This window comes from Cohnella candidum, assembly GCF_003713065.1.
Taxonomy (GTDB): Bacteria; Bacillota; Bacilli; order Paenibacillales; family Paenibacillaceae; genus Cohnella; species Cohnella candidum.
Genome location: NZ_CP033433.1, coordinates 1,676,753 through 1,695,557 on the forward strand (window position 1 = coordinate 1,676,753; position 18,805 = coordinate 1,695,557).

At 45.6% G+C, this 18,805-nt stretch carries 18 protein-coding genes; 1 reads left to right on the forward strand and 17 read right to left on the reverse strand.

What is annotated here, in order from left to right:
• Positions 1 to 266: 266 nt before the first annotated feature.
• The 16 genes from EAV92_RS07875 to EAV92_RS07940 form a co-directional block, all read right to left on the reverse strand.
• Positions 267 to 2,054, reverse strand: coding sequence for a GmrSD restriction endonuclease domain-containing protein (locus tag EAV92_RS07875; protein WP_123040550.1), 1,788 nt, complete (start codon positions 2,052 to 2,054; stop codon positions 267 to 269).
• Positions 2,055 to 2,322: 268 nt separating this feature from the next.
• Positions 2,323 to 2,715: a hypothetical protein gene (locus tag EAV92_RS07880; protein WP_164472676.1), complete on the reverse strand. Its 393-nt coding sequence runs from the start codon at positions 2,713 to 2,715 to the stop codon at positions 2,323 to 2,325.
• Positions 2,716 to 3,194: 479 nt separating this feature from the next.
• Complete coding sequence (locus EAV92_RS07885; protein ID WP_123040552.1) at positions 3,195 to 3,509, reverse strand: hypothetical protein; 315 nt, start codon at positions 3,507 to 3,509, stop codon at positions 3,195 to 3,197.
• A gap of 240 nt (positions 3,510 to 3,749) precedes the next feature.
• Positions 3,750 to 4,163 carry a hypothetical protein gene (locus EAV92_RS07890; RefSeq protein WP_123040553.1) on the reverse strand — a complete coding sequence of 138 codons (414 nt, stop codon included), beginning with the start codon at positions 4,161 to 4,163 and terminating at the stop codon, positions 3,750 to 3,752.
• Positions 4,164 to 4,792: 629 nt separating this feature from the next.
• On the reverse strand, positions 4,793 to 5,224 hold the full coding sequence (locus tag EAV92_RS24470; RefSeq protein ID WP_164472677.1) for a hypothetical protein: 432 nt from the start codon (positions 5,222 to 5,224) through the stop codon (positions 4,793 to 4,795).
• A 215-nt stretch (positions 5,225 to 5,439) separates the two neighbouring features.
• Positions 5,440 to 5,937, reverse strand: a complete 498-nt coding sequence (locus tag EAV92_RS07895; RefSeq protein ID WP_123040554.1) for a GyrI-like domain-containing protein — start codon at positions 5,935 to 5,937, stop codon at positions 5,440 to 5,442.
• A gap of 767 nt (positions 5,938 to 6,704) precedes the next feature.
• Positions 6,705 to 7,145, reverse strand: coding sequence for a DUF3841 domain-containing protein (locus tag EAV92_RS07900; protein ID WP_123040555.1), 441 nt, complete (start codon positions 7,143 to 7,145; stop codon positions 6,705 to 6,707).
• 226 nt (positions 7,146 to 7,371) lie between these two features.
• The gene (locus tag EAV92_RS07905) at positions 7,372 to 7,857 is read right to left on the reverse strand and encodes a hypothetical protein (protein ID WP_123040556.1); all 486 of its coding nucleotides are present in this window, start codon (positions 7,855 to 7,857) and stop codon (positions 7,372 to 7,374) included.
• Positions 7,858 to 9,310: 1,453 nt separating this feature from the next.
• Complete coding sequence (locus EAV92_RS07915) at positions 9,311 to 9,709, reverse strand: hypothetical protein (protein WP_123040558.1); 399 nt, start codon at positions 9,707 to 9,709, stop codon at positions 9,311 to 9,313.
• 220 nt (positions 9,710 to 9,929) lie between these two features.
• The gene (locus tag EAV92_RS07920; protein WP_123040559.1) at positions 9,930 to 10,424 is read right to left on the reverse strand and encodes a DUF6933 domain-containing protein; all 495 of its coding nucleotides are present in this window, start codon (positions 10,422 to 10,424) and stop codon (positions 9,930 to 9,932) included.
• 1,513 nt (positions 10,425 to 11,937) lie between these two features.
• Positions 11,938 to 12,300 (reverse strand): hypothetical protein, encoded by a 363-nt coding sequence (locus tag EAV92_RS24475; protein ID WP_164472678.1) that lies wholly within the window; start codon positions 12,298 to 12,300, stop codon positions 11,938 to 11,940.
• 229 nt (positions 12,301 to 12,529) lie between these two features.
• Complete coding sequence (locus EAV92_RS24480; RefSeq protein WP_164472679.1) at positions 12,530 to 12,913, reverse strand: hypothetical protein; 384 nt, start codon at positions 12,911 to 12,913, stop codon at positions 12,530 to 12,532.
• Positions 12,914 to 13,034: 121 nt separating this feature from the next.
• Positions 13,035 to 14,162: a tyrosine-type recombinase/integrase gene (locus EAV92_RS07925; RefSeq protein WP_123040560.1), complete on the reverse strand. Its 1,128-nt coding sequence runs from the start codon at positions 14,160 to 14,162 to the stop codon at positions 13,035 to 13,037.
• A gap of 90 nt (positions 14,163 to 14,252) precedes the next feature.
• Positions 14,253 to 14,510 carry a hypothetical protein gene (locus tag EAV92_RS07930; RefSeq protein WP_123040561.1) on the reverse strand — a complete coding sequence of 86 codons (258 nt, stop codon included), beginning with the start codon at positions 14,508 to 14,510 and terminating at the stop codon, positions 14,253 to 14,255.
• Between the two features lie 66 nt (positions 14,511 to 14,576).
• Positions 14,577 to 16,049: a sialate O-acetylesterase gene (locus EAV92_RS07935; protein WP_123040562.1), complete on the reverse strand. Its 1,473-nt coding sequence runs from the start codon at positions 16,047 to 16,049 to the stop codon at positions 14,577 to 14,579.
• Positions 16,046 to 16,366 (reverse strand): MTH1187 family thiamine-binding protein, encoded by a 321-nt coding sequence (locus EAV92_RS07940; protein ID WP_123040563.1) that lies wholly within the window; start codon positions 16,364 to 16,366, stop codon positions 16,046 to 16,048. Before EAV92_RS07940 ends, EAV92_RS07935 begins: the two co-directional genes overlap by 4 nt.
• A 96-nt stretch (positions 16,367 to 16,462) precedes the next feature.
• On the opposite strand from EAV92_RS07940, the gene fumC reads away from it, so the two are divergent.
• A complete protein-coding gene (fumC, locus tag EAV92_RS07945; protein WP_123040564.1) occupies positions 16,463 to 17,833 on the forward strand; it encodes a class II fumarate hydratase in 1,371 nt (456 codons plus the stop codon).
• 12 nt (positions 17,834 to 17,845) lie between these two features.
• Here the strand turns inward: fumC and EAV92_RS07950 are convergent, their stop codons facing one another.
• Positions 17,846 to 18,679 (reverse strand): hypothetical protein, encoded by an 834-nt coding sequence (locus EAV92_RS07950; RefSeq protein ID WP_123040565.1) that lies wholly within the window; start codon positions 18,677 to 18,679, stop codon positions 17,846 to 17,848.
• Positions 18,680 to 18,805 lie beyond the last annotated feature (126 nt).

Here is an 18,805-nt window from a genome sequence, read left to right on the forward strand (position 1 = left end):
TTGTCTTTAATCCGCTTTGCAATTATGTCAGATAACGCCCCTCGTATTCACGAACCCGAGAACCTTAAAGTCACGAAGTGACCGGCCGCGACGCGGTTAGGTTCGCAGGGTTGTCCGCCTGGATTGACATCTTCGAAATGCCTCAGGCGGACCGAGCAGCCGTAAGGCTGCGATGCGTGAATACGATGTTATCTGAAGCCAATGCCTTCTCGAATTCACTAAAAAACAAGCCTACTTCGATATATGAAGTTAGGCTTGTTTGCAAACTATTTTTGAAATTTATTATAGACTTTGTAGTAATTTTCTTCCTTTACAGGCTCACTGTGCGATCCATTTCTTTCAAACAATCTACCATCGTACCAAACAGGCTCGTTAAACTCAGTTTTCAAGATTAATATTTCCTTACCATGATACTGCCGTGATTTAATATTATTTAAAATGGATTGTAGATAAGACTCAGGTTTAACTGGCGCTTTTTTGATCGATTCAATTATCTTATGGAGAAACTTATCCACATTACCTGTTTTTGTTCTTGCTTCATCTTTTACTCCTGTTATATAAAAATCTTGAACTTGTACAAAAGGGCTATGATATTTTGCTTTATGTTTTTCTGCGCTTTTCAAATCATCTGTCAGACCTATTAAGACATACCCCACCCTATTAGGGCCTAGATTGTTTATCGCTGTGAGGGTTTTAATAATGTCCCATACTAAAGGTTCATTATATTTACCAGTATTAAAATCATGAACTCCAATTTTAAAATCATATTGATTTTGTTCCGTAATCGACTGCATAAGAATTTTTGTAATATTGCGAGTCCAATCATCGAATGCTGGGTCATCTACAACTCTTTCTACGAAATAACTTTGTATTCTACCAACAATAGATTTAACTGTTCTGTCATTAAATTGCCAATCCCACAATCTTTCAGACACACGATTGTCTATTAACTCATCACCAATACCATTGAGTGATGAAAGTAAACCATCTTCGTCATATACTTTCTTCGATTGACGAACCATTAAATCAAAAAATGCCATAAATATTACGTGAAATGAACGCCAATTTTCTTTTCTATCCGACTTCTTATAAATAAGATTAGCAAACTTAAGAGTTTTCTTTGTTAAGATTTCTTCAATTGCTGAGAACACAGTGTCGAATTGTTTTTTTATGACTTCTTCTGAGATTCTATCAATTGCAGTTTCAATCTTAGTTTTTCCGAGTGGGGTTTCCCCGAGTGGGTTTGAATTATATCCATAATATGAATCCAACGCCTCTGCATTATAATTTTCTTTATTATCTAGAATCATATCTGAAATGATATGCGCGATTAGTTCCTCGTCTTTAGATTCACGAATATTTCGGTATGACATTATATCGTTCTTAACCCAAAATATTTCATAAATATTTATCCCATAGTACTCTAGTCGTCTGTTCGTTATACTAATCTTTGACATATCATTCAAAAGGACGCTGTCACGAGAAATATCACCTCGTATTTCTGCAGCGAGGCCACTGACTAAGTCAGGAAATTTGCCAATGGCGCCAGCTTGTCTTAATTCCTGATATGACAGATGACGACCACTTGAATTTATTCTTCTGAATGTTTCTTCGATTTCTTCCTCTACCATAGAAAGAGATTTGGAAACCGGTAGCAAATAATTAGCGATTTCCTTGCATATTTTTGAATCTAATACAGGTTCCCTTTGTTGAATAGTTTTGGATTTCATTTTTTCGAGAGTATCAGCCATGACTGATAAATCAAAATATCCATCTTTTAGCATATACTTTTGTTCAACAAATGAAAAAATAGCATCGAGTCTTTGCATTCCATCAATAATCTCAAGCTTTATGTCATTGTCATTTTTCACTTCCGCCAATAAAAATAACGGAACTGGAAGCCCTCGAATAATTGTGTCAATGAAATTCCTTTTTTCTTCAATGGTCCACGCCAATTTCCGCTGATATTTTCTGTTTACGATAAATTTCTTTGATGCATACTGCGAATATAATGTTTGAACATGGATCCCTTGAATCGTTAAGTTTTCTGGCATACTTACCTCCAAAATATAGGTGTTGAAGGAATTATTCTACATTTAGTTACAAATTCCTCTATAGTCTGCATTGGTTTCAGATAACGTCTCTTGTATTCGCGAACCCGAGAACCTTAAGGCTCCGAAGGAGCCGGCCGCGACGCGGTTAGGTTCGCAGGGTTGTCCGCCTGATCCGGCTCCCTTGAAATGCCTCGGGCGGACCGAGCAGCCGCCAGGCTGCGAAGCGTGAATACGATGTTATATGAAGGGGCTGACATCATTGAAACAGCTAAGCATCTCTACAGTGTTTGTGATAGAATCTTTTCAGAATTTGATCCATCCATAAGGTGTAAACTATCAAAAAACAATACAGAGATAATACACCAGCTATATTTTCATGCCTTTTATAATAAATTGCAAAGCCGGCAAAAAGTGAATTTACAACAATTAAATAGTACTTATATCTACTCGAATACTGAAATCGATAATTTCCCATAAGCTCAAAAATAAATCCGATAATTATGCCAACTAATGAGCCTATAAATATATTGATTGGAAAACCTAAGCCAACCACTTTTGAACCAATAGATAATATTACTAAGTATAAAATGTTTAAAATTACCTGAAGTATTTCATACTTGTTTTCTTGAACGATTTTTCTTATTTTCTTCAGCCCTTTCATATAACGTTCCCGCATTCACGACGCGAGCCGGCCTTAGATAGCTCCTATCTTAGGCCGGCTCGTGTGTCGTCTGAACCATCTTCCATGATTATACATCTGGACGACCAAGAGGCGTAAGCCCCGCAGCGTGAATGCAGTGTTATACGCAGTTACTGGCTTCTTCGATCCACCCACAAATCTTATCTTTAAAATCCCGCGGGTCGTGCATCTTCGAAATGACATCGAAGTACGGTTTTATTGCGCCGCATGCATCCTCGAGTACTCATCGTGCCCTTCAACCCGCCCGGATCATTTCCCTTAAAAACCAATCCCAGTAATTGCGTATAACGTCTCTCGTATTCACGAACCCGAGAAACTTAAGCCCCAACGGGGCGGCCGCGGCGCGGTTAGGTTCGCAGGGTTGTCCGCCAGAAACCTCTCCCTCGAAAATGCACCTGGCGGACCGAGCAGCCATAAGGCTGCAATGCGTGAATACGGTGTTATACGAAGTTACTGCCTTCAATGTATGCACATTCAAGCTCTCTTAAATCATTAATATCTCTCTTTATTTCATTAATCAAATCTATTATTTTTTCGAATTTAATGGTTTTAAATCTGAATGAATTTTCTGATTCTATATGAGAAATAAAAAAATCATATGTAAAATCAACAAGTACTTCTATTGAACCCATGAATCTTACTGTACTTAGAACTATTGATGCTTTCTTATTCTCAATTACTAAATAATCTTCAATTTTAATTATGTCACCTAAGTCTTTCTTTATTTCTCTAAAAATTACTTCGAAATCATTCATGGCTTTTCCGCCTTTATATATGTTCCATTAGCAGTGATTTCGTATAACGTCCTTCGTATTCACGAACCCGAGAACCTTAAGCCCCAACGGGGCGGCCGCCGCGCGGTTAGGTTCGCAGGGTTGTCCGCTTGGATCCGCTCCATCGAAAATGCCTCTGGCGGACCAAGGAGCCAAAAGGCTCCGCAGCGTGAATACGATGTTATCTGCAGTTGCTCCTTCACTGATATACTATCGCAAGTTTTATACCTCTTCGGCAGTATATACTGTGATCTTTTCTATAGGTGCGGTAGTATTGTTCCACTCTTCTTCAGAATCCTCTACATCCTTAAGTTCGAAGCAAACTCCCGGTAAATCAGGAATTATATAAACATAATCATCTTGAACGTACTTCCCAATAAGTTCGTCTACGTCTTGCATTGTATTCCCAATGCCAATCTTGCCATGTAGTTTACCTGGATATTGGCCAGATACCAGTATTTGAGTTACAGTCTCTGAAATCTGATGGATCCAGAACTTATAGTATTTAAATTTCAATATTATGTAGTCGGCTAGCTCACTTTTTTCGTATTCTTCATCGATAAGTCTCAACAATTCTTCAATCGATATCCCTAAAGTGAATTGGTCTACCCCAATTCCTGGTTTAATCATCTTCATACTTCTCTACCCCCAAATCAAGAGCAATTGCAGATAACGTCTCTCGTATTCACGAACCCGAGAACCTTAAGGCTCCGGAGGAGCCGACCGCGACGCGGTTAGGTTCGCAGGGTTGTCCGCCTGGATTAGCTCCCTCGAAATGCCTCGGGCGGACCGAGCAGCCATCAGGCTGCGATGCATGAATACGGTGTTATCGGATCGATCCGCCATCTTCGAAATACTTTCAAGGTTCTCTAATTGTTCTTGATCTTCATCTGTTCTTGATCTTCATCTGTTCTTGATCTTCAAAATCTCTTCTTCGAAATGCCTACTTTCCATATTCCATGTCCGTCAAGAATTTCCTTTCTCTTCCTTCACGATGAGGGTCGTTAAATAGAAAAAAGGTCACGGCAACCGTGACCTAAGTAATCAAATCTCTAATTTATCTATTGGTTTTTAATCAGCGGATCTTTCCGATAACGTCATTGTATTCACGAACCCGAGAACCTTAAGCCCCAACGGGGCGGCCGCGACGCGGTTAGGTTCGCAGGGTTGTCCGCCCGATTCAGCTTCCCCGAAATACCCCTGGCGGACCGAGCAGCCACCAGGCTGCGATGCGTGAATACGGTGTTATGCGAAGTTATCGACTCCTAAGAATTCACCTGTAAAGCTTTGAAATCAAAACCTTCTGCTATGCATTCAAATGTCTCATCTCTAAAGTAAAATAGATAATGATTTAGCTTGCTTATTTCATCTACTGATGCAATCATTACTTTGTCACTTGGAAAATCACTTTCCCATCCCGATTCCTCAAGCTTATAAAACTCTCCCCAGCTAATTCCGCTTCTAGAAAATCGGCAATCACCTTTATAAAATCCTTCATCATTTGTCGGCCCTAATCTGAATAAATAACAGTTATGAAATTCAAGAACTCCTCTGTCCTCTTCTTCGACATTCTCATACATGAAGGCATTTAAATAAAAATGCAAAGTCAACGTTCTTGAGTTGTAATTTATCTCTATCTCAGGATCTGGTGAATTGGGTTCAGCTCCCCAATCCTTGTTGAGTTGTTCGTATTTCATTGCACTTTTACCTACTTTCGATAATTTCGCATAACGTCCCTCGTATTCACGAACCCGAGAACCTTAGGGCTCCGGAGGAGCCGGCCGCGACGCGGTTAGGTTCGCAGGGTTGTCCGCCTGGATCATCTCCACGAAATGCTTCGGGCGGACCGAGCAGCCGAATGGCTGCGATGCGTGAATACGGTGTTATGTGAAGTCCTATGACATGCACAGCATTACACACATGCTTCTTTCTTCTTAATTGGAAAGTAAATATCTGTTACTGATTCTTCAGAAAATGGACCTTTGAATCTTTCATCATATACTTCGATGTTATATAAACCTGATAATTGATATTCATTCTTTCGGAGCCATTCAGTATATAGGTAATTATGAACTCTCCCTGCATTCTCGGCAGGTCCCTCAAATGCAAATACAACGTACTCGTTACTTGGAATTTCTTTACATACCATATCCTTTGGTATTTCTGTTAACGAATTAACTTCCACTCCGATAAAAAATTCAAACTGATCGGTATCCGGATTGTAATCCTCAGGGTCTGTCGAAACCCCGAATACTTCTCTGGTATTAATGACATTCTTAATTTCTGATCTTCTAGACATAAACTGTTCTGCAAGGTTAATGGTCACTCTGTCTTGCACTTCTGCTAGCGTCACGTCACAGGCTAGACCGATAAGTAACTTTCGTTCTTTATTGATTATCTTGAATTCCATGATATTTCTCCTTTGTTTTGGTTTTTATAAAGGATTTCACATAACGTCGTTGTATTCACGAACCCGAGAACCTTATGCCCCAACGGGGCGGCCGCGACGCGGTTAGGTTCGCAGGGTTGTCCGCTGAATCCACTCCATTGAAAATGCCTCACGCGGACCGAGCAGCCATCAGGCTGCGATGCGTGAATACGGTGTTATCGGATGGATCCGCCCTCTTCGATAAAACTGTCAAAGTTCTTCTGATTGCTCTTGATCTTCATCTGCTCTTGAACTTCATCTGCTCTTGAACTTCATCTGCTCTTGGTCTTCTGCTCTTAGTCTTCGTCTGATCACTTCTCGAAATGCCTACTTTTCTTATTCCATGTCCGCCAAGTATTTCCTTTCTCTTCCTTCGTGTTCTATGTCGTTAAATAGCAAAAAAGGTCACGGCGACCGCGACCCAAGTAATCAATCTCTAATGTTTCTTATCGTTTTTAATCAGCGGATCTTTCCGATAACGTCTCTCGTATTCACGAAACCGAGAACCTTAAGCCCCAATGGGGCGGCCGCGACGCGGTTAGGTTCGCAGGGTTGTCCGCCAGGATCCAGCTTCTTGAAATGCTTCGGGCGGACCAAGCAGCCGAATGGCTGCGATGCGTGAATACGGTGTTATACGATGTTAATGCCTTCTTCGAGTCTGCTATGAAATTCTGTTATCTTGCCGTAAATTCTTTAACAGATCTGATTCTAGAGATTTCAATTCTTCCCGTTACTGCCTGAAGATCTTCTTAACCTTCCCAGTACTCATTTTTCTTAAGTTCTTTGTAATCAAATATCCTTGTCCAACTTTCTTCTTTTGTCATGGGTAGTTTGCCAGCTTCGAACAAATCATCTTCCGCTTCTGTCAAAGCAAGAAAATCATTGCATAATACGATATGCCAAGCCATAAAATCAGATATCAATACTTCATCTTTATTTAATTCCACTTCTAATAAAACACCTCGTTCTTTCTTATTCAAATGGCCGCTTTTTCTTAAATCAGGTTTTTTAAGCCACAGCCAAATCGGAAAATTCCCTTGATAATTTACGAGACGTTTAGTCATCTGTTCCATCATCCACCTATAACTATCTAAAAATTCCTCAAATATATAGTCGGGATTTCCTTCTAAATATCCCTTCTCTTTTGCAATGTTCCAGGAATCAATATGCTGGACGGTCCAGAATTTCATGTTTCACCCTAACTTTGCATTAATATCGTATAATGTCTCTTGTATTCACGAACCCGAGAACCTTAAGGCTCCGAAGGAGCCGGCCGCGATGCGGTTAGGTTCGCAGGGTTGTCCGCCTGATCCGCTTCCTCGGAATGCCTCTGGCGGACCAAGGAGCCGTCAGGCTCCGCAGTGTGAATACGATGTTAGCTGACGTTCGACCTTCTTGAACTGCTAACTAAAGATCTTATTCTTTAATTATGTATTTGTCCCAACCAATTTCTTTTATCTCATCTAATGTTGGATACAACGAAATTCCATACGAATCAATACTAAAATCTTTATCACTTAATATATATTCCGGTGAATCTAGCTGACTACAGCACTCAGTGCATTCTACATAAAATTTGTTGTTCACTATGTCTTTCCATATTACAAACCAGCCTTGGCAGCCATCATGCCAAGCAACTTTGAAAGGATAATATGGATAAGCAAAAGACCATATTTTGTTGGCTAATTCAACAGAGTTTTGTAAATCAATATTCTTCTTATGATCTTCAAATATTCGTTTAATCTCTAGGGCAAGTCGATGAGTGCCCGGAAAACTTTCCAAAGCTTTGATAATCTCATTATGACTTGGAGTTGTATTCCATTTATTCTTGGTGGGGAAAATATACGGGTTAAATTTATTAAGAAGTAACTTAATGGTTTCCAAATCTGATTCATTTAGCACTTGGTTACCATCCTTTATTATTAGTCGAATGTCAGCTAACGTCTCTTGTATTCACGAACCCGAGAACCTTAAGCCCCAACGGGGCGGCCGCGATGCGGTTAGGTTCGCAGGGTTGTCCGCCTGATCCACTTCCTGAAATGCATCGGCGGACCGAGCAGCCATCAGGCTGCGATGCGTGAATACGATGTTATCAGAAGTAAGTGCCTACCTTGATTAAGCAAACGAAAAATCTACTTTTCTGATTAATAATTCTATGCCTTTTAATTCATACCGAGCTTTTATGTTTATATTGTCCCAATTCTCAGGCATTGTAGAACGAGACAAAAGCCTATGTTCTGCTTTAGTTATAGTAGCTGTCCATAAATATTTATGTAGTAATTCTCTAACAAAATCTTCGGAGAGCATTTTTTGCCTTGCTCTAGTCTCGCAAATATCTTGAATATACCTCTTTTTGGAATTAGATGATCATATTCTATATCTGAATATGATCCCAAGCTTATTTCCTGTAATGCATTCTCAGTAATAAAATCGGTTGTATAATGTTTGTCTTTGGGATGTCTAGAAACAGTTTTAGTTTTGAGGTAAATATGTAGATTTGCTAGGAATTTATTTTTCCCTTCATTAATTCCTTTCATATATAATTCGTCTTCATATGGTAGGGATATTAAAAAATCATAGTATTTCTTCGCCAGTATTTCTAAAACTTGATCTCTGTGAATGAACAAAACAATTCCTCAATTCTCTTCTGATTTATATAGCACTTATTTCTGATAACGTCTCTCGTATTCACGAACCCGAGAACCTTAAGCCCCAACGGGGCGGCCGCGACGCGGTTAGGTTCGCAGGGTTGTCCGCCTGATTCAGCTCCCTTGAAAATTCTTCGGGCGGACCGAGCAGCCGCCAGGCTGCGATGCGTGAATACGATGTTATATGCAGTCGTGGACTTCTTGAAATACTTACAAATCAAGGTCTTCTTTAATTTCTTTTTTGGTTTATTCTTAGTGCACTTATTGATCCCAAAACCCATATAAACGCTAACAAATATAAAATTCTTATCTGTAACTCCTCATGAAGTGCCATCACACCAAATATTAATAGAAAACCAACAAAGAACTGTATGTATTCTAGATTGTTTCTCAACCAAATCGGCAGAAAAAAACATAGGATGCATCCTAGAAAGATAAATGGTTCTATTGCTAAGCTACCCATTTAAGCTCTTCTCCTTATTTAGATCTTTAAATTACGAACTTAATCCCCACGATTGCATATAACGTCTTACGTATTCACGAACCCGAGAACCTTAAGCCCCAACGGGGCGGCCGCGATGCGGTTAGGTTCGCAGGGTTGTCCGCCTGAATTCGCCTCTTCGAAATGCCTCGGGCGGACCGAGCAGCCAACAGGGCTGCGATGCGTGAATACGGTGTTAGCTGATGTTGCCTCTTCATAGAAATACTCACAATTTTTCTTTGTTTGTATGTAGTCCTATAATCTCTATTACTTCCACTTCACCGACTCTCCTGGAGCCTTCCATGAAATAACCTTTAGTCCCTACTTTAATTCTATTTCTATGTACTTTCTCCCTCATTTCTTGAAAAAGGATCCACATTCGAGCTGTTCCACTTGCCCTTACCGGTTTGTCATCTACTAAAATAATATTTCCTAATTCATCTTCAAATTCAGGATGGATCGCATATATTGACTTGTCTTCCACGTAATATTCTTCATATGCAAAATCACATCTGTATCCTTGATAAGGTATTTTCTTTCTTCCGCCTTCTTGTGGTAAATAGAAATGGTACTTTACATTAAAATCTTGCGGATGATTTCTGATTTTTTCATATGGGACCCACAAACTTACCACTCCATCTTTTTAGGCAATGTCAGCTAACGTCTCTCGTATTCACGAACCCGAGAACCTTAAGCCCAACGGGCGGCCGCGACGACGCGGTTAGGTTCGCAGGGTTGTCCGCCTGTTCCTGCTCCCTGGGAATTCCTCGGGCGGACCGAGCAGCCACCAGGCTGCGATGCGTGAATACGGTGTTATGCGATGCCAGTGCCACCCTGAATAATCTTCAAACTGTGTTGTAGTTTTTATGATCCCATAAGGATTCTATAAAGTACTTGATCGGTTCCATGTAATCTATTGGTTTATGTATCATTCTATTCAGCCATTTCAAGCGTTCAATATTATCGTAAAAATCATCTTCAACAAACCATGTAACTTCTTTCATTGTTCCTAGGACACTTCTGTTGTTTGTCTTCGAAATAACTACTTCTGCGCAGTACTCTAAATATCTATTGATCAATGTTTCGTTAACTCCCTCTCGGAGTAAGTATTCCCTAAAAGTTAGCAAGAATTTATCTTTCAATCGCTCTAATTGCCCTGTTCTTATTCCATCAATGATAATAGCTAATCTAGTTAAATCGTTCACAAAGACAATGTGTTTTCGTTTGTTCAAGATATATATATTTACATGCCAGCTTAAAAACGGAGCTACATTGGCGTCTTCAACTGGAGTTGTTTTCATGTCTTTCAAAAGGTCTTTAGTAAGTCTTAAAGTAAGCATCCTGTTGTTCCTTTCTCGCACTGGTTTCGCATAACGTCTCTCGTATTCACGAACCCGAGAACCTTAAGCCCCAGCGGGGCGGCCGCAGCGCGGTTAGGTTCGTAGGGTTGTCCGCCTGGATCTGCATCCTCGAAATGCCTCTGGCGGACCGAGCAGCCGCTAGGCTGTGATGCGTGAATACGGTGTTATCGGATGGATCCGCCCTCTTCGAAAATACTGCCAAGGTTCTTCTTATTGCTCTTGATCTTCATCTGCTCTTGATCTTCATCTGCTCTTGATCTTCATCTGCTCTTGATATTAATCCGCTCTTGTTCTTCTGCACTTAGTCTTCGACTGATCACTTCTTCGAAATGCCTACTTTCCTTATTCCATGTCCGTCAAGAATTTCCTTTCTCTTCCTTAATGCTTTATGTCGTTATATAGCAAAAAAGGTCACGGCGACCGCGACCCAAGTAATCAATCTCTAATGTCTCTTATCGTCTTTAATCAGCGGATCTTTCCGATAACGTCTCTCGTATTCACGAACCCGAGAACCTTAAGGCTCCGGAGGAGCCGACCGCGACGCGGTTAGGTTCGCAGGGTTGTCCGCCTGGATTAGCTCCCTCGAAATGCCTCGGGCGGACCGAGCAGCCATCAGGCTGCGATGCATGAATACGGTGTTATCGGATCGATCCGCCATCTTCGAAATACTTTCAAGGTTCTCTAATTGTTCTTGATCTTCATCTGTTCTTGATCTTCATCTGTTCTTGATCTTCAAAATCTCTTCTTCGAAATGCCTACTTTCCATATTCCATGTCCGTCAAGAATTTCCTTTCTCTTCCTTCACGATGAGGGTCGTTAAATAGAAAAAAGGTCACGGCAACCGTGACCTAAGTAATCAAATCTCTAATTTATCTATTGGTTTTTAATCAGCGGATCTTTCCGATAACGTCTCTCGTATTCACGAACCCGAGAACCTTAAGGCTCCGGAGGAGCCGACCGCGACGCGGTTAGGTTCGCAGGGTTGTCCGCCTGGATTAGCTCCCTCGAAATGCCTCGGGCGGACCGAGCAGCCATCAGGCTGCGATGCATGAATACGGTGTTATCGGATCGATCCGCCATCTTCGAAATACTTTCAAGGTTCTCTAATTGTTCTTGATCTTCATCTGTTCTTGATCTTCATCTGTTCTTGATCTTCAAAATCTCTTCTTCGAAATGCCTACTTTCCATATTCCATGTCCGTCAAGAATTTCCTTTCTCTTCCTTCACGATGAGGGTCGTTAAATAGAAAAAAGGTCACGGCAACCGTGACCTAAGTAATCAAATCTCTAATTTATCTATTGGTTTTTAATCAGCGGATCTTTCCGATAACGTCTCTGGTATTCACGAACCCGAGAACCTTAAGGTCACGAAGTGACCGGCCGCGATGCGGTTAGGTTCGCAGGGTTGTCCGCCTGAGTTACTTCCATTTAAATGCCTCGGGCGGACCAAGGAGCCGTCAGGCTCCGCAGCGTGAATGTGATGTTACACGATGTCATTGCCCTCGTTGATTACGCTGCAAATATCTCTTCAATCTTGTAAATAAACCATCATTTCTTGTTTTGGGCCTACTTGAATATTGATCGACAATCACTATAAGTTCCAGATATCTATCTTGCCATCCATTTGAAATTGATAATTCTTGAAATGTCCCAGTTGGAGCAAACAAAAATACAACTCTATCTATGGCAGATCTATCCTTATTACTTAAAGTTAGGAGAAGATAATCCAATTCACTGTTCAATTCATTAATGTTGTTGTAGCCGCTCCATGTCATATCAGTGTTAATATCAATTTTTTTTTTAATTTCTTTAAGAATTAAAGTAAATTCTTCGAATTCACTCTGTATGGTTCTCACCTACTCTTTTCAAAAACGCAATGATTTCGTGTAACGTTCCCGCATTCACGAACCCGAGAGGCTTAAGGCGACGAAGTCGCCGGGTGGCTTCGCCACTTAGCCTCGCAGGGTTGTCCGCCTGTATCCTCTTCTTCGAAAATGCATCTGGCGGACCGAGCGGCCGTAAGGCTGCGACGCGTGAATGCAGTGTTATCTGAAGGAACCAGCTTCATCGAGAAACTTAACATTCTTATTTACCGTTAGGTGTATTAAATAATCCTTCAAGTTCTTTTGGTACTACCATGATGTTCTGTATTTTATATGTCTTTGTGTCTTGATCTTTAATAATTTCGAGTAATAAACTCTTTCCATTAATTCTTATGTAACTATATGTTCTGAATTCAGCTCCATTTGATTTTATTTCTTTAAGATTAGCAAAATACTCACTATTTATTGTCTCTTTCCTCGTTTCTGTAAAATATGACTTTAATGTTTCATAGTCTTGATTATTTATCGCTAAGGATGCAAGAAGTGATAGGTTCTCGGGTGTATCTGGTCTTACTTTTTTATCATTTGTACAACTCATTATGAAAAGAACAGATATTAATGAAATTAGTTTTATCCATTTTTTCATATGATTCTCCTTTCGGTTCTTTCAGATAACTCCCATTCCACGAACTCGCATAACACTCTTCCACCGTCTGATATACGAATTCGCTATAAATCCACATTTTTCCTCTTTCGCGAACATCTCCCTACTCCTCATCCCCGGACTCCATCATCCGATCTAAAGGACTCTTGATTCTCCGGATGTCTTTGATGCTGACGTGGGTGTAGATCTCCGTCGTCTTGGAGCTGGCGTGACCGAGCAACTCTTGGATGTAGCGCAGGTCTGTCCCCTCCTCAAGCAAATGCGTAGCAAAGGAGTGACGCAGAGTATGAACGGTCGCGGGCTTCAGAATGCCGGCGGCTCTCCTGGCGCGGTAGAATACGAGTTGGATCGTGCGCACGTTGATGGGCTTACCCAGATCGTCACCGCTCGGGAAGAGATAGTCTTCAACTCGGACCATTTTCAAGTACTTCTCCAACAATCGATAAGCTTGAGCGGACAATACAGTATAACGATCCTTCCGTCCCTTGCCCTGGCGGATATGGATCGTCTTCCTCGCCGGATCGATATCCTGACGTTTCAGCTTCACGACTTCACCGATTCGCAGACCTACCGAATAGACGAGAGTCAGAATGGTGCGGTGTTTCACATTCTGGATGGCACCGAGCAGTCGCGTAACCTCTTGCATGGACAGCACGCTGGGCAGCTTTTTCTCGCGTTTCGGCATGATCCATGCCTTGGAGAAGCCGATCCGGTTCTCCACCTCGCACAGCCAGAATTTTAAAGCGCTGAGCGCCTGGCTGACATAGATGTGCGACCGGTCTTCCGCCATCAGCTTTTTCACATACTGGTGGACATGTTCCGGCATTGTTTCCGAAAAGGGGGCGGCCAGTTGCTCCAAAAAACGCCGAGCATGTCCGGTATAAGCTTTCTGCGTGCTGGCACTGTATCCTTTTCTCTTCATCCGATCGGCCAAGCGATCCAACGAGCGCCAATCGGAACCGCTTCTCAGCTTGGCAAACTCTGGATACGATTCCAACAGCGAAGGCGACATCACCTCAACGGGATCCTCCCGAAAATAGTGACACAACCATCTCACAGACTCCACGTTATCCGGCACGCGCCACCTTTTCATTTCGGCATCCCATTTTCGCCCGGGGATCTTCCGTAACCGATCCACCCATTCGGCCACGTATGGCATCGTCACCGCCAACCAACCGTCCGGCAATCTCTCCAAAATGATACCATTCTGCTCATCCCTCATTCCCTGCATCCCCCCACTTCCTCCCCATATGAAAAATAAAAAGGAGACAAACTGCCTAAGCAGCTGTCTCCGATTCTTTCGGATCCTATTACGTTTAGTTCAGCGGCGGGAACGCTTCTTCCCGGTGCCGATCAGCCATATAATTGAGGCAATAAGATAGACAGGAATCACCACGACGATCAGGGTCGCGATATCGGCGAGATCTTCCCAACCGTCTCTGTGCTGAAGGACGGAGTAAAGAAAGATCAGGCAGCCGGCGGCATAGACGGCGCTGACAAGCCATCGTTTCTTCCATGCCGAGTAGATCGGCAAGATAATCAGCACAATCCATAAAAGGACATACCCGATTCCGACCATGCGAACCGCCCCCCCAATTTTCCCTCTTCCCACCATTACCCCAAGCCGCCAAACAACAAGCCGCGATTACGATCGCCTATCCGTCCGGAAAGGAAATGCCGGCAACCCTCCGGAACCCATCAAATTAGCTTCGGAGTAGTTCGCCCAGCCGTACCGAACGCCGATCGGCTCCCTCACGCGATCACTGTGCACGATCACCATATCCCCGCGGATCTCTGCCTCAGCAGCCACATATGCACGGTCCGGACCGCAAATCTCGAAGCCTTGCAACTCTCCGCTGCCGCGAACGCGTAATCCTGCAGCACCAGCATGATCAAAACGGAGCACCACAGCATCTCCCTCAACCCGCATATCCACCCACACCGGCCCGGAGCTTTCGATGCCATCAAATCCATACACGTGCTCCAGCGCGAGCAGGGCGAGCCTTTCTCCAACCGGCTGCTTGTGGCGAGGGTGGATGTCGGTTTTCTCACCGTGTTCCCACACGGCGGCTAGCCATGCACCAAGCACGCGGCGCGCGGTCTGCCACTGGGCTTCACGAAGCAGCGGCCATTGGTCCCCATCCGGATTTCCGTCGTTGTCGAACACAGGCAGCTGGACGAACAAGAATGGCAGCTGCGAATCCTCCCAATCCGAACGCCACAACTCTATCAAAGCGGCCATCAATCGATCGTACAAATGCGCTTTGTCCGCGTCGGACTCTCCTTGGTAGAAAAGGAATCCTTTCAGCGCATACGGAGCGGCTTTCCGCAGCATTGCATGATACAGGCCGTTCGGCCGCATGAAGCTGCGAGGGCTGAACGGCGGCGGCCAAGGGAAATCCCCCAACTCAGACGCTGGCACGCCTTGCGCGGCACGCTCATTGTACGCATCGACCCTACCCTTATACTCCGTCTCCTCTTGCTCAAAAGCCTCCCAAGAGAAATCGCGCAGCTTCTCCTGATACTCCTCCAAGTAAACATGCAGCGCCGGATCCTTCTCCAGCACCTCCTCGTTTACCCAGCACGAGGCTGAGGTGCCGCCCCAATTGCAGCCGACGATGCCGATCGGGACCGACGTTTCCGCCATCACCCGTTTGGCGAAGAAATACGCAACGGCCGAGAACGCCTTCGCGTTTTCCGGCGTACAGACAACCCAGGAAGTTTCATGCTCAAGTCCGTCTTCATAAGCGATTTTCGGCACTTGATAATAGCGCAACTGCTCGAAAGCCGCCTGAGGGAGCTCGGTCGGCCCTTCGGCCGCATCGACCAGGCTCCATTCCATGTTGGACTGCCCTCCGGCCAGCCACACGTCCCCGAATAAGACATCGCGCAACACAATGACCTGCTCTTCCGACGTCACCGTGAGCTCAAACGATCCACCGGCACTCATCGGAGGCAGCTCCACTCTCCAACTTCCATCCCGAACAACCGTATCAACCCGCTGTCCTCGGCATTCGACGGCCACGCGCTCGCCATCGCTCCCCGTTCCCCACACGGGTACGGCTTTCTCTCTCTGCAGGACCATATGGTCCGTAAACATCGCATGCAGCCGAATCAAGCTTCCGTCCCCCCGCCAAGCTTCCGTTCCACGGATTCCAGCTTCTGCTGCATCGAACCCTTTTTATCTCTCCGGTCATCAATCGTAATCGAAGTGGACACACGCAGCGCACCCTGCAGGAACGGAGCTTCATGCATATGGCGGATCACCCGCAAAATGTCGTCCAGCTCCCCCTCGATGATCGTGCTCATCGGCGTCAATTCGTACCGCAGCCCGGCAGCCTCTTGCTCCAAGACGCGGAACAGATCGGCGACGTAATCGCTCAGACTCGTGGAACCGGTCCCGATCGGAACGATCGTTACTTGGGCGATAGCCATCTCGTCACTTCCTCATTTGGTGTCATGGCGAATCAGAGTTATTCTATATAGGTAATAAACCATATTCGAACGCTCTCGCACAAGGAGGAATGGACGATGGATTTTCGGATGGAGAAGGATACGATCGGGGAAATCGCGGTGCCTGCCGACCGGATGTGGGGGGCTCAAACCCAGCGAAGTTCGGAAAATTTCCGCATTGGGACGGAACGTATGCCCATCGAGGTGATCCGCTCCCTTGCCCTGCTGAAGAAAAGTGCCGCTGCCGTCAATCGCGATCTCGGCAAATTGGCCGCCGATAAAGCCGATGCGATCATCCGGGCGGCGGACGAAATTTTAGCCGGCCAATGGGATGACCACTTCCCGCTCGTCGTATGGCAGACGGGCAGCGGCACCCAGTCCAATATGAACGTGAACGAAGTCATCGCGCACCTCGCGTCCGGGAACGGCGTCAAAATCCACCCGAACGACGACGTCAACATGTCGCAAAGCTCGAACGACACGTTCCCGACCGCCATGCACATGGCTGCATTGTCCGCCATCGAAGACAAGGTGCTTCCCGCGGTCACCGTCCTGAAAGAAACCCTCCACAAGAAAAGCGAGCAATTCCAAGACGTGATCAAAATCGGCCGCACGCACCTGCAGGACGCTACGCCGATTACGCTCGGCCAGGAAATCAGCGGCTGGGTCCGCATGCTGGAAAAGAGCGAATCGATGATCCGCAGCGCAGCCGAAAACCTGCGCGAGCTGGCGATCGGCGGCACCGCCGTCGGCACAGGCATTAACGCCCATCCCGAGTTCGGCGACCGGGTCGCGGCTGAAATCAGCAAGCAAACCGGCAAAAGGTTCGTCTCTGCCGCCAACAAATTCCACGCCCTGACGAGCCACGACGAGCTCGTGTTCGTGCACGGCGCTCTGAAAGCATTGGCCGCCGATCTGATGAAGATCGCCAACGATGTTCGTTGGCTCGCCAGCGGACCCCGGAGCGGGATCGGCGAAATCACGATTCCCGCGAACGAGCCGGGCAGCTCCATCATGCCGGGCAAAGTGAACCCGACCCAATCGGAAGCGATGACGATGGTCGTCTGCCAGGTGATGGGCAACGACGCGGCGATCGGCTTCGCGGCCAGCCAAGGGAACTTCGAACTGAACGTGTTCAAACCCGTCATCGCCTACGCGTTTCTCCAATCGGCCAGGCTGCTGTCCGACGCGCTCCATTCCTTCAACGACAACTGCGCCGTCGGCATCGAGCCGAACCTGCCGGCGATCGCCGGTCATCTGGAGCGCTCGCTCATGCTCGTAACAGCGCTGAACCCGCTGATCGGCTATGAAAATGCCGCTTCGATCGCCAAGACGGCGCACAAAGAAGGCTTGACGCTGAAAGAAGCTGCCTTGCGCAGCGGCCTCTTGACGGAAGAGCAGTTTAACGAGATCGTCCGGCCGGAACGCATGGTTCGGCAACAAAGTTAACGCCGTTAATCATCAGGGGGTGAGCACCACCTGCGAGATCATTTGTTCATCCGGGTTGACGGAATAACCGGCGAACCAGACCGCGACACGGTCACCCTCCTTCAAATCCTCGAACTTCGCTTCCCGATCTCCGTTGCGAAATACGGCCGTTGGCAGCACGAGATACGGTTTTCCGTCGACTTGCAGCTCTCGTTGCGTCGTATCCTCAATGCCGATGCCGATTTTCGTGACGGTCCCTTGCAAATCGCCGCCGCCTTCAACGGCTTCCATGACCTCCAGCCGCAATAAGCCGGACTGTTCAGGATAACTCGTCGCTACGAGCGGTTCGCTCCATGCTTTCACTTTGTAACCGATTTTCAGTTGATCCCACGCCATCGGTTCCCCCGTCTTCCCATTTACGATGACGGTGTCCTCGCCCACACCCAGCCACATGGCACGGGGTCCAGCCCCATCCTTTGCTGCCGGTCCCGTGACAAGCAGCCTCTTGCCATCCATCCCCGTAATTTTGCCGTCCACCGATGGGGTCTCCGGCATCGTCCATATCTCGATCACGAGCGGGAATTCCCGGTCATATTCCTCATAGATCGCTTCCTTAATCGACTTGATTTCCGATTCCGAAACCGGCTTCATCGGATCATGTCGTTTTCGGACTTCCAGATGCACGCCGTCCGTCTGCACACCGGAACCGATATGTGCCAAATCATACTTTTTAAATACCGAGTCCATCTGGGCCAGCCCCTGCGCGTAATAAGTCATATCCTGCTCCGCCGGCGGCCGTTCACCGCATCCCGACAAGGCCAGCACCCCCAGCAGCAATAAGCTTCGAACCCCCGCGCTCACGCCCATTCCCGTCGACCCCCTCGCGATTTTACTCTTTCTTCCATAGACGCGATGTCGGCGCCATAGGTTGCGGGACCCTTGCCAGCGCGGACGGAGCCCGGTAAAGTGGAAGTAACTACCGCCCGGGAGGCG